The sequence below is a fragment of the Aquimarina sp. MMG015 genome (genome assembly GCF_018100855.1).
In the GTDB taxonomy this organism is placed as follows: Bacteria; Bacteroidota; Bacteroidia; order Flavobacteriales; family Flavobacteriaceae; genus Aquimarina; species Aquimarina latercula.
On record NZ_JAGJEB010000001.1, the window covers coordinates 650,969 to 666,790 of the forward strand.

At 32.3% G+C, this 15,822-nt stretch carries 23 protein-coding genes; 12 read left to right on the forward strand and 11 right to left on the reverse strand.

What is annotated here, in order from left to right:
* The 4 genes from J8L88_RS02830 to moeB are packed head-to-tail and all read left to right on the forward strand — an operon-like array spanning position 1 to position 3,602.
* A complete protein-coding gene (locus J8L88_RS02830; RefSeq protein ID WP_211059890.1) occupies positions 1-627 on the forward strand; it encodes a thiamine phosphate synthase in 627 nt (208 codons plus the stop codon).
* Positions 628-634: 7 nt separating this feature from the next.
* On the forward strand, positions 635-1,405 hold the full coding sequence (locus tag J8L88_RS02835) for a thiazole synthase (protein WP_027394822.1): 771 nt from the start codon (positions 635-637) through the stop codon (positions 1,403-1,405).
* Positions 1,398-2,510, forward strand: coding sequence for a 2-iminoacetate synthase ThiH (gene thiH, locus J8L88_RS02840; protein ID WP_027394823.1), 1,113 nt, complete (start codon positions 1,398-1,400; stop codon positions 2,508-2,510). The genes J8L88_RS02835 and thiH overlap by 8 nt, the downstream gene beginning before the upstream one ends.
* A gap of 30 nt (positions 2,511-2,540) precedes the next feature.
* A complete protein-coding gene (moeB, locus tag J8L88_RS02845; protein WP_027394824.1) occupies positions 2,541-3,602 on the forward strand; it encodes a molybdopterin-synthase adenylyltransferase MoeB in 1,062 nt (353 codons plus the stop codon).
* Here the strand turns inward: moeB and J8L88_RS02850 are convergent.
* Complete coding sequence (locus J8L88_RS02850; protein WP_027394825.1) at positions 3,599-4,033, reverse strand: hypothetical protein; 435 nt, start codon at positions 4,031-4,033, stop codon at positions 3,599-3,601. The two genes, moeB and J8L88_RS02850, sit on opposite strands and share 4 nt — an antisense overlap.
* A 169-nt stretch (positions 4,034-4,202) precedes the next feature.
* Here J8L88_RS02850 and greA point away from each other — a divergent pair, with 169 nt between their 5' ends.
* The 3 genes from greA (at position 4,203) to J8L88_RS02865 (ending at position 5,607) form a co-directional block, all read left to right on the forward strand.
* On the forward strand, positions 4,203-4,679 hold the full coding sequence (gene greA / locus J8L88_RS02855; RefSeq protein WP_027394826.1) for a transcription elongation factor GreA: 477 nt from the start codon (positions 4,203-4,205) through the stop codon (positions 4,677-4,679).
* A gap of 120 nt (positions 4,680-4,799) precedes the next feature.
* Entirely contained in the window at positions 4,800-5,189 is a 390-nt protein-coding gene (locus J8L88_RS02860; RefSeq protein ID WP_211059891.1) for an HIT family protein, read from the forward strand.
* Between the two features lies 1 nt (position 5,190).
* The gene (locus tag J8L88_RS02865) at positions 5,191-5,607 is read left to right on the forward strand and encodes a thioesterase family protein (RefSeq protein WP_027394828.1); all 417 of its coding nucleotides are present in this window, start codon (positions 5,191-5,193) and stop codon (positions 5,605-5,607) included.
* Positions 5,608-5,614: 7 nt separating this feature from the next.
* Here the strand turns inward: J8L88_RS02865 and J8L88_RS02870 are convergent, their stop codons facing one another.
* Positions 5,615-5,974 (reverse strand): hypothetical protein, encoded by a 360-nt coding sequence (locus tag J8L88_RS02870; protein ID WP_027394829.1) that lies wholly within the window; start codon positions 5,972-5,974, stop codon positions 5,615-5,617.
* Positions 5,975-6,011: 37 nt separating this feature from the next.
* The gene (locus tag J8L88_RS02875) at positions 6,012-7,226 is read right to left on the reverse strand and encodes a HAMP domain-containing sensor histidine kinase (protein ID WP_027394830.1); all 1,215 of its coding nucleotides are present in this window, start codon (positions 7,224-7,226) and stop codon (positions 6,012-6,014) included.
* A 136-nt stretch (positions 7,227-7,362) separates the two neighbouring features.
* Between J8L88_RS02875 and J8L88_RS02880 the strand changes: the two genes are divergently transcribed.
* The 4 genes from J8L88_RS02880 to upp all read left to right on the forward strand — a co-directional run bounded on the left by J8L88_RS02880 (position 7,363) and on the right by upp (position 10,184).
* Complete coding sequence (locus tag J8L88_RS02880) at positions 7,363-8,238, forward strand: flavin reductase family protein (RefSeq protein WP_118387920.1); 876 nt, start codon at positions 7,363-7,365, stop codon at positions 8,236-8,238.
* Positions 8,239-8,246: 8 nt separating this feature from the next.
* Positions 8,247-8,621, forward strand: a complete 375-nt coding sequence (locus J8L88_RS02885) for a DUF3127 domain-containing protein (RefSeq protein ID WP_027394832.1) — start codon at positions 8,247-8,249, stop codon at positions 8,619-8,621.
* A 243-nt stretch (positions 8,622-8,864) separates the two neighbouring features.
* Positions 8,865-9,503, forward strand: a complete 639-nt coding sequence (gene aat / locus J8L88_RS02890) for a leucyl/phenylalanyl-tRNA--protein transferase (RefSeq protein ID WP_027394833.1) — start codon at positions 8,865-8,867, stop codon at positions 9,501-9,503.
* A gap of 27 nt (positions 9,504-9,530) precedes the next feature.
* Positions 9,531-10,184 (forward strand): uracil phosphoribosyltransferase, encoded by a 654-nt coding sequence (upp, locus tag J8L88_RS02895; protein ID WP_118387918.1) that lies wholly within the window; start codon positions 9,531-9,533, stop codon positions 10,182-10,184.
* A gap of 5 nt (positions 10,185-10,189) precedes the next feature.
* On the opposite strand, the gene J8L88_RS02900 is transcribed toward upp, so the two are convergent.
* Both J8L88_RS02900 and J8L88_RS02905 read right to left on the reverse strand, forming a co-directional pair.
* On the reverse strand, positions 10,190-10,600 hold the full coding sequence (locus J8L88_RS02900; protein WP_027394835.1) for an ACT domain-containing protein: 411 nt from the start codon (positions 10,598-10,600) through the stop codon (positions 10,190-10,192).
* A 3-nt stretch (positions 10,601-10,603) separates the two neighbouring features.
* Entirely contained in the window at positions 10,604-11,167 is a 564-nt protein-coding gene (locus J8L88_RS02905) for a DNA-3-methyladenine glycosylase I (protein ID WP_211059892.1), read from the reverse strand.
* Positions 11,168-11,402: 235 nt separating this feature from the next.
* Between J8L88_RS02905 and J8L88_RS02910 the strand changes: the two genes are divergently transcribed.
* Positions 11,403-12,014 (forward strand): thioredoxin family protein, encoded by a 612-nt coding sequence (locus tag J8L88_RS02910; protein ID WP_211059893.1) that lies wholly within the window; start codon positions 11,403-11,405, stop codon positions 12,012-12,014.
* Between the two features lies 1 nt (position 12,015).
* Here the strand turns inward: J8L88_RS02910 and J8L88_RS02915 are convergent, their stop codons facing one another.
* From J8L88_RS02915 to lgt, 6 genes are all read right to left on the reverse strand, one after another.
* The gene (locus tag J8L88_RS02915) at positions 12,016-12,636 is read right to left on the reverse strand and encodes a hypothetical protein (RefSeq protein WP_027394838.1); all 621 of its coding nucleotides are present in this window, start codon (positions 12,634-12,636) and stop codon (positions 12,016-12,018) included.
* Positions 12,637-12,753: 117 nt separating this feature from the next.
* Positions 12,754-13,461, reverse strand: a complete 708-nt coding sequence (truB, locus tag J8L88_RS02920; protein WP_027394839.1) for a tRNA pseudouridine(55) synthase TruB — start codon at positions 13,459-13,461, stop codon at positions 12,754-12,756.
* A 9-nt stretch (positions 13,462-13,470) separates the two neighbouring features.
* Entirely contained in the window at positions 13,471-14,265 is a 795-nt protein-coding gene (locus tag J8L88_RS02925) for an undecaprenyl-diphosphate phosphatase (protein ID WP_027394840.1), read from the reverse strand.
* A 62-nt stretch (positions 14,266-14,327) separates the two neighbouring features.
* Entirely contained in the window at positions 14,328-14,591 is a 264-nt protein-coding gene (locus J8L88_RS02930; RefSeq protein WP_027394841.1) for a DUF3098 domain-containing protein, read from the reverse strand.
* Positions 14,575-14,979 (reverse strand): hypothetical protein, encoded by a 405-nt coding sequence (locus J8L88_RS02935; protein ID WP_118387911.1) that lies wholly within the window; start codon positions 14,977-14,979, stop codon positions 14,575-14,577. Before J8L88_RS02935 ends, J8L88_RS02930 begins: the two co-directional genes overlap by 17 nt.
* A 5-nt stretch (positions 14,980-14,984) precedes the next feature.
* Positions 14,985-15,818, reverse strand: coding sequence for a prolipoprotein diacylglyceryl transferase (lgt, locus tag J8L88_RS02940; protein ID WP_118387909.1), 834 nt, complete (start codon positions 15,816-15,818; stop codon positions 14,985-14,987).
* Between the last annotated feature and the right edge of the window lie 4 nt (positions 15,819-15,822).

A 15,822-nucleotide genomic window follows, 5' to 3' on the forward strand; every position in this document is an offset into this window, starting at 1 on the left:
ATGACTACACTACAATATATCTCTCAAGGCAAATCTCCACAAGAACATTTACAACATATTGGAGAAGCATGTGAAGCTGGTGTTCGATGGGTACAATTACGTTTAAAGGATATGGATCCTGCTACGGTATTAAATACGGCTTTAAAATGTAGAGAAATCTGTGATCAATATGCAGCTGTTATGATTGTTAATGATAACGTAAGCATAGCAAAAGCTTCTCAAGCTGATGGTGTGCATTTGGGATTAGAAGATATGAATCCTAAAGAGGCGAGAACTATTTTAGGAGATAATTTTATTATCGGAGGTACCGCTAATACATTACAAGATTGTATAAAACATAAGGAAGATGGAGTGGATTATATAGGATTAGGACCTTTTAGACATACCGATACCAAAAAAAAGTTAAGTCCAGTATTGGGGTTAGATGGATATCAAAAAATTATTTCAGAATTAGATGATCATAATACGCCAATAGTTGCAATTGGAGGTGTTGAGCAGAATGACATAGGTCAAATTTTAGATACTGGAGTAAACGGAATTGCTGTCTCAGGAATGCTTACAAAGCAAGATGATTTAGAAGAAAGAATAAAAAATATAAAAAAGCTAATGGCTATAACCGAAAGCTAAAAACACAATGGATACATTAAAAATTGCAGACAAACAGTTTTCGTCTAGGTTGTTTACCGGAACAGGGAAATTTAGTTCATCGGATCAGATGAGAGAAGCATTAGTAGTTTCTGAGAGTGAGTTGATAACTGTGGCACTTAAGAGAGTTGATGTTACAAATGAAGATGATGATATACTGACTCATTTAGATCATCCAAGAATTAATTTATTACCAAATACTTCTGGAGTTAGAGATGCTAAAGAAGCTGTTTTTGCTGCTCAGTTGGCAAGAGAAGCTCTAGAGACCAATTGGATTAAATTAGAGATTCATCCGGATCCAAAATATTTATTGCCAGATGCTATTGAAACATTAAAAGCGGCAGAAGAGCTCGTAAGACTTGGTTTTGTTGTGATGCCTTATATACATGCAGATCCTGTTTTATGTAAACGATTAGAAGAAGTAGGTACGCAATGTGTAATGCCCTTAGGAGCGCCAATAGGAAGTAATAAAGGATTAAAGACATTGGATTTTTTAGAAATAATCATAGATCAGAGTAATGTTCCTGTAATAGTAGATGCTGGTATAGGTAGTCCATCTCATGCAGCTCATGCAATGGAAATCGGTGCTGATGCAGTCTTAGTAAATACAGCTATTGCTGTTTCGGAAGACCCAGTAGCGATGGCTAAAGCTTTTAAAATGTCGGTTGAAGCAGGTAGGTTGGCATATAAAGCTAAATTGGCTCCAATCAAAAAGCACGCAGAAGCAAGTAGCCCTTTAACAAGTTTTTTGAATGACTAGTTTCAAACACATATTTGACCAATATGATTGGGACTCCGTCTTATCCGATATTCTTAGGAAAACTGAACGGGATGTTCAGAAAGCTTTAGATGCAAATAATAGGACTATTGAGGATTTTAAAGCTTTAATTTCTCCAGCTGCTAAACCATATTTGGAACAAATGGCACAATTGAGTTATCAGGTTACAAAGAAACGGTTCGGAAATACGATACAGATGTATGCGCCCATGTATCTAAGTAACGAATGTCAAAATATTTGCACATATTGTGGTTTTAGTATGACTAATAAAATTCCTCGCAGAACCTTAACCAATGAGGAAATACTTAAAGAAGTAGCTTTTTTGAAATCCAAAGGCTATGACCACATTCTTTTAGTTACTGGAGAAGCGAATAAAAAGGTTGGGGTAGATTATATTAATAAAGCAATTAAATTAATACATTCTCAATTTGCTAATATCACTATAGAAGTACAACCATTAGATCAAGAAGATTATGAGTTGTTGATTGATAGTGGTTTATATGCGGTTTTAGTATATCAAGAAACATATCATAAAGGAGAGTATAAAAAACATCATCCGAAAGGAAGAAAATCAAATTTTGATTATCGATTAGAGACTCCCGATAGATTGGGACGTGCAGGAATTCATAAAATAGGTCTAGGTGCTTTATTTGGTTTAGAAGATTGGAGAGCTGATAGTTTTTTTACTGCTTTACATCTGCAGTATTTACAGAAGACGTATTGGAAGACCAAATATTCTATTTCATTTCCCAGGTTGAGACCTCATAGTGGTGGATTAGAACCAAAAGTTGAAATGACAGATGCTGATTTAGTGCAGTTAATCTGTGCATTCCGTTTATTGGATGAGGATGTAGAGTTATCTATGTCTACTAGAGAAAGTGAAATTTTTCGAGAAAATATTGTGAATCTAGGGATTACTTCTATTAGTGCAGAGTCTAAGACAAATCCTGGAGGCTATGCCGTAGAACCTCAATCACTAGAACAGTTTGAAATTTCTGACGAACGTTCTACGGAAGAAGTAGTAATGATGTTAAAATCTAAAGGGTTGGAGGTAGTTTGGAAAGATTGGGCTCATAATTGGAAATAAATTGTAATACCTTTATAGTTTGTTCGTAAAATGCTAGATAAAGAAGAAAAAATACAATATAGCCGTCATATTTTATTAAATGAGATAGGTTTAGAAGGCCAAGAAAAATTAAAGTCAGCTAAGGTTTTAGTGATTGGCGCAGGAGGATTGGGCTGCCCTATTTTACAGTATCTTACTGCTGCCGGTGTTGGCACTATTGGGATTATAGATAACGACGTTGTTGACCAAACAAATCTTCAAAGACAAGTTTTATATACGGTAGATGATATTGGAAAATCAAAAGCTAAGGTAGCTTCAGAAAAATTATCAAAACTAAATCCTTTTGTGTTTTTTAAAGTATATGAAGAGAAATTGGATAATGATAATGCATTAGAACTTTTTTCCGAGTATGATATTATCGTAGACGGAAGTGATAATTTTCCAACTAGGTATTTAGTAAACGACGCGTGTGTGATTACTGATAAGCCGTTAGTATTTGGTTCTATATTTAAATTTCAAGGACAAGTTTCTGTATTGAATTATGAAAATGGTCCTACATATCGATGCTTATTTCCTAACCCTCCAGAAGAAGGTGCTGTTCCAAATTGTTCGGATATAGGAGTTTTGGGAATATTACCCGGAATTATAGGAAACCTTCAAGCAAATGAAACTATTAAAATAATCGTTGGTATAGGAGAAGTTTTAAAAGGGAAATTACTCTATTTTGACGCCCTTACCTTACAACAGCAAATATTAAGCTTTAATAAAAATGAAAATATCTATATAGATCAATTGGTTGACGACTATGATTTTTTCTGTGGTATTAAATCAAATACTTTCAAGGAAATTTCTGCTACCGAACTAAAGAAAAATTTAGAAAACTATCAAATTCTAGATGTTAGGTCTCAAAAAGAATTTGAGCATTATAATATTGGAGGTATTCATATCCCTTTAGATACGATATCCACCAAAACTTCTGAGCTAAACAATAAAAAATCAATTGTAGTTTGCTGTCAATCTGGTTTACGTAGTAAAAAAGCGATCGAAATTATCCGTGAGTATAGGGATGACCTTCATTTAATTAATCTAAAAGATGGTTTGTCCACCTATTAATTAGAAACGACTAAAATATTTCCTTCTCTTCTAATTTGATATCTTAAAAGAGGAAACCCTCCTTCTCCTTCTAATTGTTGTCCATTAATAATTTCATAAGCATTATCATTTCCACAATTAGATTCAGCTCTAATCCCTGTTACGCTTAATGCAGAGCAGCTACTAGGAGTGATATTAGGATCACTCAATTCAAAAGCAGAATATAAAGTGTTATCTATATTATAAATAATAACTCCTTTTATCCCTACTCCTTCAATTCTGATTACTTCGAAGTTTCCAGGAAATTTAAGCTCGTTAAATTGTGGCAAGTCTAAATTTACCGTATGATTAAAACCAATAGAAGGGAGATTAGGATTATTAGAACGCCCATCATCGTTACTACAGGAGAGAATAAATACTGAAATAAAAACTACTAATATTATCTTTTTCATTTTTTGTTGTATTAATAATAAAGAAAGATATTCTTTACTAATCCAAGTGCAATTTTTTAAATGACCAAATTAAGTAAAAATGTGATTCGGTATTATTTTTTATTATATTTGTTTATAGTTAAAGTCCCATAGCCGTGGGATTTTTTGTATTTATATAAACGATGAAGTTATGAGCAAAGTATCTTATTACACTGCAGAAGGGCTAAAAAAGTTAAGAGACGAATTAAATAACCTTAAAGATATAGAGAGACCAAAGGCATCGCAGGCTATTGCAGAAGCTCGTGATAAAGGGGATTTAAGTGAAAATGCTGAGTATGATGCGGCCAAAGAAGCACAAGGGTTACTAGAGATGAGAATTTCTAAATTAGAAGCAACATTATCTGGAGCGCGTTTAATTGATGAATCTCAATTAGACACCTCAAAAGCATTAATACACTCTACAGTTAAAATTAAAAACCAAACGAATGGCGCACAAATGACATATAAGTTAGTTGCGCAGAGTGAGGCTGATCTTAAAACAGGTAAGATATCTGTTGATTCGCCTATTGGAAAAGGTCTTTTAGGAAAAAGTGTGGGAGAAGTAGCAGAAATTCAAGTCCCTAATGGGATTATGAAATTTGATGTTGTAGAAATTACACGAGAGTAAAATATTACAGGTAGTTACGAAAACCTTTCTTAAAAAAATGAGAAAGGTTTTTTTATGACCTTTATTTTGCCAGAAATATCCTATATTCCGTTTTAATAAACCAACTAAAAGTTTTAACGGATGTCTACCCTGTTCACTAAGATTATTAATGGCGAAATACCTTCTTATAAAGTCGCTGAGGATGAGCATTTTTATGCTTTTTTGGATATAAATCCAAATGCAAAAGGGCATACCTTATGTATTCCTAAAAAAGAAGAAAACAAAATATTTGATCTCGATGAAGAAACTTATGTCGAATTAATGCGTTTTTCTCGAAAAGTAGCTAAGGCAATTGAAAAATCTGTTGTTTGTAAGAGAGTTGGTATTGCAGTAGTAGGTCTAGAAGTACCCCATGTTCACGTTCATTTAATACCGATTAATGAAATGAAAGAGATGACTTTTCAATCGAAAGTAGCCATGACCAAAGATGAATTTGAAATATTAGCCGAAAAGATTCAATCGAATTTATAAAATGAGTACTACTTCAGAATTTAAATTGTCGCTACAATTAAGAATTGATTGGAGTGAAATGGATACGTATCAGCATGTAAATAATGTGAATTTCATGAAGTATATGCAAAGTGCTCGCGTTCAGTTTTGGGAAGTTTCTGGATTGGCCAAATTACATACCGAAACTAAGAAAGGACCGATGCTTGTTTCTACAAAATGTGATTTTAAAAACCCACTTTTCTTTCCTGGAAATGTATTGATTAAAACCAGAGTAGCGTTTATAAAAAACTCTAGTTTTGGATTGTATCATGAACTTTATAACGATAATGAAGTATTATGCGCTATAGGTAATGATGTAGCCGTTTGTTTTGATTTTAATATAGATAAGACTTTTAGTATCCCAGATGAATTACGAGAAATAATGAGTCAATATGAGTAATACAATATTACATTTGAAAAAGTTCTGGGCGTAGAAGAAATATACCTAATACAACTCCTATAACAATTACTAAAGTAACTATTAGGTAAAATAACCCAGTAAATTTAATTCCTGATGGTTTTAGGTTAATGGTTTTTTTGTGATAATTATATACTCTTTCGATATCATCTGTCCAACGTCCTGGAAAAATAGTAGTTTCACATTTTTTGCAATCCATGCTTTCAATAACTTCTTTCTTAGTTTTGACAAAAAGTTTAGAAAATGATTTCTTTTGCTTAAATGAAAGTAATAAGCTTTCTGTAGAATAACATTCAGGACAATTATTATTTAGAACAGTTTCTTTTAAAACAATATACTCGGTTTTCACTTTATAAGGTTTGTAGCTTATAACGTTTATAAGAGAATTATGTTATACTAACAGTATCAGATTTACTTAATGTAATCTGAAAAGTAGTGCCCTTGCCTATTTCCGATCTTAAAACTCTAATTTTACCAGAGTGATAATCCTCAATGATTCTTTTAGCTAGCGAAAGACCAAGTCCCCAACCTCTAGTTTTAGAGGTATAACCAGGTTCAAATATTTTAGTAAACTTACTTTTAGGAATTCCCTTTCCCGTATCTGTAATTCTAATGTATACTCGTTTGGAGTCCTCTGATAAATCAATATTTAAATCCCCTTTACCGCGCATGGCATCAATTGCATTTTTAACTAAATTTTCAATAGTCCAGCTATATAACTGAGAGTTTAAATGAACCGGAATTGGTTTTTCAAGTAAATTAATTGAAAAATTAATCAACTTAGAACTTCGAGATTGTAGATAAGTATATGCTTCACTCGTTTCTTGTACAATGTCTACTTCTTCTAATTTGGGAATAGATCCAATTTTAGAAAAACGCTCTGTAATAACTTTTAATCTAGAAATATCTTTTTCTATTTCTACTATATATTCGGGATTAACATGTTCTACTTTTAAAATTTCATTCCATCCAACTAAAGAAGAAAGAGGTGTTCCAATTTGATGAGCAGTTTCTTTAGCCATACCTGCCCAGAGCTTATTTTGTTCGCTAGCTTTAGAGGTGGTAAAGAAGAAATAAATAACACCAATTAATAGAAAGATTATTAAAGCAATTGCTATTGGGTAATATTTTAATTTATTAAGAATAGAAGAATTTCCATAATACACATATTGCACCGTTCCTTTAAGATCTAATACTATCGGCTCATTTTCAGATTTCATTCGTGCTAAATAATCAACGAGTTCTTCTTCAGTAACATTGTCTGGCAGGTTAAGTGTGGTACTTGCGATATTTATTTCTCCTGATGGACTTTTAATAAAATCACCTTCAGAATTTGTAATTATTGTTGGAATAGTAGTGTTGGTACGATTAATAAGGTTAGATAATTCTAAATATTCATCTAGACTTAAATCACTAGATCCGTCTATTCCAGAGCTACTTAATGCCTTAAACGACTGCGCCCAAACTTGCATTTTAATATTTTCATCCTTTTTTAATCGTTGAAGAAATAAAGATGTGTTCCATAGTACAAGACCTGTAATTACAAGAACCGCAAATATTATAAAGTAACTAGCTAGATTACGTTCATCAGAAAAATTCATAAAAAATGTGTTACCAAACTCTAAATATAAACGTTTTAAAACTAATTTATTGTTTCTAAACTAAGGTAAGTAAAACCAATCGATTGAAGCCTTAGAGCTATAAAGTTTAAGTATCTTTGTGTAATAGATTTTATTTATGATACGTATAGATCCCTCAGAAGTTTCCACAGGAAAATTACATGGAATGATGCTTGGAGCAATTGGCCCTAGGCCTATCGCTTTTGCAAGTACTATCGATGAAGATGGTAATCCTAACCTTTCGCCGTTTAGTTTTTTTAATGTTTTTAGTGCTAATCCACCAATTCTTATTTTTTCGCCTGCAAGAAGAGTAAGAGATAATTCGACTAAGCATACTTTAGAAAATAGCATAGCTTCAAAGGAAGTGGTTATCAATATTGTTAATTATGATATTGTTCAGCAAATGTCATTGTCTAGCACTGAGTATCCTGAAGGTGTAAATGAGTTCGATAAAGCTGGTTTAACGATGTTGCCATCCGAAAAGATAAAATCGTTTAGAGTAGCAGAAGCTCCTGTTCAGTTTGAGTGTAAAGTGAATGAGATAGTTTCTTTGGGGAATGAAGGAGGTGCTGGGAACCTTGTTATTTGCGAAGTGTTACTAATGCATATTAAAAAAGAGATACTTGATAATGATGGTAAGATTGATCAATATAAAATTGATCAAGTTGCTCGTATGGGTGGTAATTGGTACACAAGAGCCAATATGGGTATGTTTGAGGTTCCAAAACCTTTAAGTACCATCGGTATAGGTATAGATGCTTTGCCCGATAATGTAAAAAATAGTACTGTGTTTACTGGAAATGATTTAGGAAAATTAGGTAATGTACAGAGAATACCTACAAATGTTGAGGTTCAAGATTTTGTTAATAACAATACTGATATTAAGGATAAAATTCAGGATGCTAACCTAATAGAAATTCATAAATTTGCACAGCAGTATTTAGATATGGATGATATTTATACTGCCTGGAATATTTTAGCAGCAATACAATAATTAAAAAGATGGAAGTACAAGGTAAAGTAAAGATGGTCGGTGAGACACAAACTTTTGGAAACAATGGTTTCAGAAAGCGTGAGATAGTGGTTACTACAGAAGAACAATATCCGCAACATATAATGGTAGAGTTTGTTCAGGATAAATGTGATTTATTAAACAGCTTTCAGGTAGGTCAAGATGTAAAAATAAGTATCAATTTGCGTGGTCGTGAATGGGTGAATCCTCAAGGAGAAACTAAATATTTTAACTCAATCCAAGGATGGAGAATAGAAAACTTACAGGCAGCTGCTCCTTCTGGTTCAGCTCCTATGCCACCAGCAGATGCGTTTGAACCTGCAACAAACCTTAAGGAAGAAGATCATGATGATTTACCATTTTAGGTAAATCAATACATATAGATTAGCACTAGGCTTATCCTAGTACCTAGTATAAAAGTAAAAAGTCCGATACATTAGTATCGGACTTTTCATATTGTGGTTTTAGGTTAACCTTTTAATAAAACTCAAAAAAGCAATGATGAACAAAATTTATCTTAAAAGGTTCTAACAAATATTGCGATTTTTTTGGTCAATTCAAACAACTAATTGATATTTAACGTTGTAGAAACGTTAGAGCATTCAGATTTGTATATACTTAATGATTCCATAGATTTTCCACCCGTATCTGCGACTAATAAAGACGGGTTATTGGCGGTAGGAGGAGATCTTTCTATCCCTAGATTGTTACACGCATACTATAATGGTATTTTTCCTTGGTATGATGATGATCAACCAATTTTATGGTTTAGTCCTGACCCCAGAATGGTTCTTTTTCCGGAAGATCTTAAAATTAGTAAAAGTATGAGAAAACTACTTCGAAAGAATTCCTTCGAAGTTACTTTTAATAAAAACTTTGACCAAGTAATTAGTAATTGTGCAACTATAAGTCGTCCTGATCAATTAGGTACTTGGATAACATCAGATATGAAACATGCATACACATTACTTCATCAGGAAGGTTACGCAGTTTCTACAGAAGTATGGCAAGGGTCCGAATTAGTAGGTGGTTTATATGGTATATGGTTAGAAGACAAAAAAATATTTTGTGGAGAGAGTATGTTTTCTAAAGTAAGTAATGCATCAAAATATGGGTTTATTAAGTTAATTGAGTTTTTACAGATAAAAGGAGTGCAATTGGTAGATTGTCAGGTTCACACGGATCATTTAGAAAGTTTAGGAGCAAAAGAAATCCCAAGAGATGCTTTTATGGAATATTTAAAGTAGTTTTATATCTATTAAATTTTACTTAGTATGATTATTCACAATCTTGAAACAGAAAATTCTATTTTAAATCAATTTATTGGTGAAATTAGGGATCAAGTGATCCAAAAAGATAGGATGCGTTTTAGAAAAAATATAGAGCGCATAGGAGAAGTTTTAGGTTATGAGTTAAGTAAAACTTTAGAATTCACTACAAAGAGTGTTCAAACACCACTAGGCAATAGAGAAATTTCTGTACCAGAAAAAGCATTGGTTTTATGTTCTATTTTACGAGCAGGTTTGCCCTTACATCAGGGACTGCTTAATTATTTTGATACTGCAGAAAATGCATTTATATCTGCTTATAGAGATCATGTTGATGATACTGATGATTTTGAAGTGATTGTTAATTATCTAGCATCTCCTTCTTTAGAAAATAAAACACTGTTATTAGCGGATCCTATGCTTGCCACAGGAAAAACATTAGAGAACACTATAAACGCTATGAAAAGTCATGGAGAACCAAAGCAAATTCATATCATATCTGTTATTGGCTCTCGCAAGGGTGTAGAATATATTAAGGATGTTTTTCCAAAAAATACGCATCTTTGGATCGCTGCCATAGATGAAGAATTAAATAGTAAAGGTTATATTATTCCTGGATTAGGCGATTCTGGGGATCTATCATACGGAGTGAAATTATAGAGTAATCAGTTTTTATTCGGATAGTTTTGCGATAATCTTTTAAGAATCTCAATTGTTTTTTCTGCATCCTTCGTGTTAACGAAAATGTGATCGTGATAATAACCTGCGATCACGTTGCAACTTATTTCATTAGCTGCTAATTCTGCAGAAAAAATTGCAGTAAACCCAATTGCATCAAGAGAAGAAAGAATTTTTAGTGTTATCCAAGAGGCAATAAATTCGTATTTTAAGTTAAGATTATCAGCTGTTTCGCGTTTTAAAACTAGTGTAATTCCTTTTTGTTCTTTGAACTCACAGATAATATCTTTTCTTTCAATTAAATCTGTTGTTTTTACTGTTGTAAAAACATACACTCCAGGTTGTAGTTCTGGAGTCATTTTTTGAATCAGTGTGGTTAAATTCTTTTCGCCAGCCATTTTTTAAACTTCATTGTATCTAAAACAATCTACAGTGTGATCATTTACCATTCCGATGGCTTGCATAAATGCGTAAATAACCGTTGATCCAACAAACTTGAAACCGCGTTTTTTTAAATCTTTACTAATAATGTCAGAAATTTCGGTGGTAGCAGGGCATTCTTTATGATGGTTCCATTTATTTACAATAGGTTTGCTGTCTATAAATCCCCAGATATAAGAGTCAAAACTTCCGAACTCTTCTTGGATTTTCATGAAATTTTGAGCATTGGTAATTGCGGAATTTACTTTTAGTTTATTTCTAATAATCCCAGCATTTTGAAGCAATTCTTCTTTTTTAGACTCATTATATTGGGCTACGATTTTATAATCAAAGTTGTCAAAAGCAACTCTAAAATTTTCTCGTTTTCTAAGAATGGTAATCCAGCTTAATCCAGCTTGAAATGTTTCTAAAACTAAAAATTCAAATAGAAGACGCTCATCGTGTAGAGGAACTCCCCATTCATTATCGTGATAGGATTCATATAAAGAATCTCCAACACACCAACCACATCTATGTTTTTCCATGATTTGATTTTTGATTTTTTAAAAATACATTATTCTAATATATATTTTGAATTGATAGGAAATTGTTTTTTTATGAATTCAAAGTTGTCATTTACTGAAAAAGATAATTTTATCTAAATAATAAATGAAGCATAAAATGTATTTTTGAAAAGCTATTTGGTTATTCGTATAGCACACTATTTGTAAGTTTTAAGCTTTTATATCGTCCTATTGTGTAAGATATGAGCAAATAATCATGGATACAACTACAATGACAATAAATGAATTAATAGAAGGAGGAATAGAGAACTCCTATTCTTATCAAGAATATAGAAATATAGTGAGCAGTTTGTTAGCTGAAGGAAAATCAACCGGACATGAACAATCTGATGCACTTACTAATTATAGTATGTTAAATGATCGTAGAATGAAACGATTAGATAAGACTATAAAAATTAATGAAACCATAGCCGATACAGTTTCAAAAGCGGAAACAAATATTACTTGGTTAGTACTTACAGAAGGTTGGTGTGGTGATGCTGCGCAATCCTTACCAGTAATCAATAAACTTTCTGAGATGAATGAAGGGATTGATCTTAGAATTGTATCCAGAGATGATAATGATGAGTTAATGAATAATTTTTTAACTAATGGTGGAAAATCCATACCTAAGTTAATAGCATACAATAAGGATACCAAAGAAGTAGTTAGTACTTGGGGACCAAGACCATCTGTTGCTACTAAAATGGTAAACGATTATAAAGAGAAGCATGGAGGTTTAGATCCACAATTTAAACAAGATTTACAAGTTTGGTATAATAAGGATAAAGGACAAAATGTGGCAGAAGATTTGGTGAAATTATTATAGTTTACCCTCCATAATTGAAGTAATAGGTAATAAATCCTTTTTGTTCTTTTAAATCTGAAGAAGAAAATAGAGCATCTTGCGCATAGTCCAAAGCATTGTCAAAAAGACATTCATTCCTAGTAGTGGATTTCTTTTTGTCAATTTTTGCATCAGTTACATAGCCGTTTTGGTTCACCTCAATTTTTACAACAACTTTTCCGCTTCCATTACAGGTATAAATCGGATTAGGGATATCCTTTTTTTCTCTTCCTTTTAAGGTAAAGGTAACGGAGCTATTTCGATTGTTTACCTCTTCAGTAATTGGTTTTTCTTCTTTTTTTGCTTCAGGAACTTCTTCAGTTGTGATGTCTTCTTCGATTGCCTCTTGTCCTTCGGTAAGTTGATCACTGTTGGAGGTTTCTTCTGTTGCTTCTGCAGTTTCGGTAAGGGATTTTATTCTTTGTTCGAAATCTTCAGAATCCTCAAAATCTTCATTAAAGGCATCATGAGTCCTTTTAGAAGCTATCAATTGTCGATCTTCTTCTTGCGGAATTTCTGGTTCTTCTTCTTTGGTAAGTTCTTCCATTAATTCTTCTGGAATTTCCATAAGAATTTCAGATTGTTCCTTTTTCTTGTTTACCATGTTGATGTTATAGAGTGTCAAAACGAAAATACCCATCAACATTGATGTGATTATTAAGGCTTTATGTTTTTCTATAAATTCCATAGGTATCTATAACTACTTTTCTGTTACAATATTTTATGCGGTTTCAATTTCTGTACGTAGCTGTTTCTCAAATGTTTCTGGACTGATAGCATCATGTACGGAGAATTCACCTATTTTAGTTCTTCTTAAAACACTTAGGTGACCTCCACTTTTTAATGCTTTTCCAAAATCGTGTGCTAGTGATCTAATATATGTTCCCTTTCCGCAAACTACTTTAAAATCTACTTCGGGTAATTCTATTCTTGTAATTTCAAATTCTGTAATTGTAATTTTTCTAGATGCGATTGTTACTTCTTCTCCTTCTCGAGCATATTCATAGAGTCGTTTTCCATCTTTTTTTAAAGCAGAAAAAACAGGAGGATATTGTTCAATCTCACCAATAAATTGTTTTGTGGTGGTGTGTATTATTTCCTCCGAAATATGATCTATAGGAAAAGTTTGATCAACTTCTGTTTCTAAATCATAAGAAGGAGTGGTTGCTCCTAGCGTAATAGTTCCAGTATATTCCTTCGTTTGCCCCATAAATTCTTGTATTCTTTTTGTGAATTTACCGGTACATATAATAAGTAATCCAGAAGCAAGAGGATCTAAAGTTCCTGCATGTCCTACCTTTATTTTCTTAATCCCAAAATTTTTACGAATTAACCAACGAAGTTTGTTAACAACCTGAAAGGATGTCCATTGTAAAGGTTTGTCGATCAAAAGGACTTGACCGTCTTTATAATCTTGTTCGGTTAACATTATTGGGGGCTATTTAATAAAACCAAAAATGATGGCTACAACGCCAACAATAACACAATATAAGGCAAAATATGATAATTTACTCTTTTTTACTAAAGAAATCATCCAAGTACAGGCAAAAAGGCCTGATATAAATGCAGCAATGAACCCAAGAATTAAAGGTGTATTGTTTTCTGCAGAAAAATTTAAATCTCCACTCAGTAAGTCTTTTCCAATTTTACCAAAAATTAATGGAATTACCATTAAGAAGGAAAATCGAGCCGCTTTTGTTTTGTCATTACCAAGTAATACAGAAGTAGAAATGGTAGCACCGCTTCGGGAAATTCCAGGTAGCATAGCAATCGCTTGCGCGATTCCTATAACAAATGCATTAGATGTAGTAACTATCTTATTAGTATCCTTAGCTTTATCAGCTAGCCATAAAAGGATTGCGGTAATAATTAACATAAAACCTACTAGAAGAATATTTCCTCCGAAAAGTTGTTCCAATTGTTCTTCAAAAAATAAACCAACTAATACTGCGGGAATCATTGATACTATAATTCTTAAAGAAAACATGGTTTCATCATTCCTTTTGAATTGTAGAAGACCTTTGATAATTTGAAAAATATCTTTTCTAAATATAACAATAGTACTAAGCGCAGTTGCAAAATGTAAGACTACTGTAAACAGTAATGATTCTTCTGGGACACTTTCATCACCAAGAATAGCTTTGCCAAGTTCTAAATGGCCACTAGAAGAAACAGGTAAGAATTCTGTAAGCCCTTGAATAACACCTAAAATAATCGCATCAATAGTTTCCATAAGGAACAATTTGTAAATTTCGATGCAAATATATAATTACCAGAATAGAAATTGTTTGTTTGTTAGTTTTTCTTCTTGTCAGGATTCAATAAAATAGCGTAGACCTCAATTCCAAAACCAATTAAAACGACCATAGGAGCTAATCGGATTCTTCTAAAACTATAGATGTCAGGATTAAAAACGTTGGGATCGTCACTTCCTCCTCCTGCCATAAGAATAAATCCTAGTGCAATTACTGCAATTCCGATAGCCATTACTACATAGTTCTTTTTACCAAAAACAAAATCCGGTTTGTGCACTGAAGTATTGTTAGAATGTTTGCTCATGAATGTCGTTGTTAATTTCATTAAAAATTACCTGATCATCAATCATTAGTTTAGCTATATGTCCCATGATCTTGTCAGGTGTAAATATAGTCCATCTATGAATAGGATACAAAACCACTTTTTTATTTAGTATTTGATCTTGTAACTTTTCTATAGTTAATCCATATTCTAATCCACGATTGATATAATAGTAATGAGGATCGTTTTCTAAAGTGATGGCAATATCAAAACCACTTCGTTCTTCTATTTTTGAAACAACTCCTGTTATTTTTATTACATCATCTGGTTGTACATTTTGTATAGGTTTAAAGGTTTGAAAAGCAATTGTTATAAAGACTATAAAAAGAACAAAAGCACAAGCAAACCAAATTTTCCCTAATTTTTTCATACGCTTTAAGTTTGAGAAGCAACTACTTCTCTTTTGTTGATTTTCAAAATAATTAATATTGCACCAGTAATAATAAATGGAATACTAAGCATTTGTCCCATGTTTAATACCATACTATCCTCAAAAGCTACCTGATTCTCTTTAGAAAATTCTATGATGAATCTAGCAGAAAACATTAAAATCAAAAATATGCCAAATACAACTCCATTTTGGTTAAAGAATATTTTCTTTTTATTTATAAACCACAGAATTACAAAAATAGTTAGAAAAGAAAAGGCTTCATACAATTGAGTAGGGTGTCTAGCGATTAAATCATCTTTCATAAAAACAACTCCATAATTACTATTGGTTGGTTTGCCATAGATTTCTGAATTCATAAAGTTGCCAAATCTAATAAAAGCACATCCAATAGGAATTACAATAGCTATTTTATCCATAATCCATAAAAAAGGTAGTTTGGTCTTTTTTATAAAAATTGTAATGGCGATTAAAATTCCAATTGCACCACCATGGCTAGCAAGACCTGTAAAACCAGTAAAATTCCAACCATTGGAGGATATTTTAAATGGGAGGAAAATTTCTAAAGGGTGTTGCGAGAAATATTCAAAATCGTAAAATAAACAATGTCCTAATCTTGCACCTACTAGCGTGCCAATAAATATATAGTTAGCAAGTGTATCCAGGTTTTTTAAAGAAATGTTTTCTGTAATAAATACTTTTTTTAGAATTCGGTAGCTTAATAGCAGTCCTATTACAAATAACAATCCATAATATTTTAATGGAAAAACACCAAAAAGAGTTGTGATTTCTGGGTCAACGTTCCAATAAATTGGTTTCATGAAT

Bases quoted from the DNA above. Each gene is read 5' to 3' on its own strand.
- J8L88_RS02830 (WP_211059890.1), top strand. From the start codon at position 1: ATGACTACACTACAATATATCTCTCAAGGCAAATCTCCACAAGAACAT.
- J8L88_RS02835 (WP_027394822.1), top strand. From the start codon at position 635: ATGGATACATTAAAAATTGCAGACAAACAGTTTTCGTCTAGGTTGTTT.
- thiH (WP_027394823.1), top strand. From the start codon at position 1,398: ATGACTAGTTTCAAACACATATTTGACCAATATGATTGGGACTCCGTC.
- moeB (WP_027394824.1), top strand. From the start codon at position 2,541: ATGCTAGATAAAGAAGAAAAAATACAATATAGCCGTCATATTTTATTA.
- J8L88_RS02850 (WP_027394825.1), bottom strand. From the start codon at position 4,033: ATGAAAAAGATAATATTAGTAGTTTTTATTTCAGTATTTATTCTCTCC.
- greA (WP_027394826.1), top strand. From the start codon at position 4,203: ATGAGCAAAGTATCTTATTACACTGCAGAAGGGCTAAAAAAGTTAAGA.
- J8L88_RS02860 (WP_211059891.1), top strand. From the start codon at position 4,800: ATGTCTACCCTGTTCACTAAGATTATTAATGGCGAAATACCTTCTTAT.
- J8L88_RS02865 (WP_027394828.1), top strand. From the start codon at position 5,191: ATGAGTACTACTTCAGAATTTAAATTGTCGCTACAATTAAGAATTGAT.
- J8L88_RS02875 (WP_027394830.1), bottom strand. From the start codon at position 7,226: ATGAATTTTTCTGATGAACGTAATCTAGCTAGTTACTTTATAATATTT.
- J8L88_RS02880 (WP_118387920.1), top strand. From the start codon at position 7,363: ATGATACGTATAGATCCCTCAGAAGTTTCCACAGGAAAATTACATGGA.
- J8L88_RS02885 (WP_027394832.1), top strand. From the start codon at position 8,247: ATGGAAGTACAAGGTAAAGTAAAGATGGTCGGTGAGACACAAACTTTT.
- upp (WP_118387918.1), top strand. From the start codon at position 9,531: ATGATTATTCACAATCTTGAAACAGAAAATTCTATTTTAAATCAATTT.
- J8L88_RS02900 (WP_027394835.1), bottom strand. From the start codon at position 10,600: ATGGCTGGCGAAAAGAATTTAACCACACTGATTCAAAAAATGACTCCA.
- J8L88_RS02905 (WP_211059892.1), bottom strand. From the start codon at position 11,167: ATGGAAAAACATAGATGTGGTTGGTGTGTTGGAGATTCTTTATATGAA.
- J8L88_RS02910 (WP_211059893.1), top strand. From the start codon at position 11,403: ATGGATACAACTACAATGACAATAAATGAATTAATAGAAGGAGGAATA.
- J8L88_RS02915 (WP_027394838.1), bottom strand. From the start codon at position 12,636: ATGGTAAACAAGAAAAAGGAACAATCTGAAATTCTTATGGAAATTCCA.
- truB (WP_027394839.1), bottom strand. From the start codon at position 13,461: ATGTTAACCGAACAAGATTATAAAGACGGTCAAGTCCTTTTGATCGAC.
- J8L88_RS02925 (WP_027394840.1), bottom strand. From the start codon at position 14,265: ATGGAAACTATTGATGCGATTATTTTAGGTGTTATTCAAGGGCTTACA.
- J8L88_RS02930 (WP_027394841.1), bottom strand. From the start codon at position 14,591: ATGAGCAAACATTCTAACAATACTTCAGTGCACAAACCGGATTTTGTT.
- J8L88_RS02935 (WP_118387911.1), bottom strand. From the start codon at position 14,979: ATGAAAAAATTAGGGAAAATTTGGTTTGCTTGTGCTTTTGTTCTTTTT.
- lgt (WP_118387909.1), bottom strand. From the start codon at position 15,818: ATGAAACCAATTTATTGGAACGTTGACCCAGAAATCACAACTCTTTTT.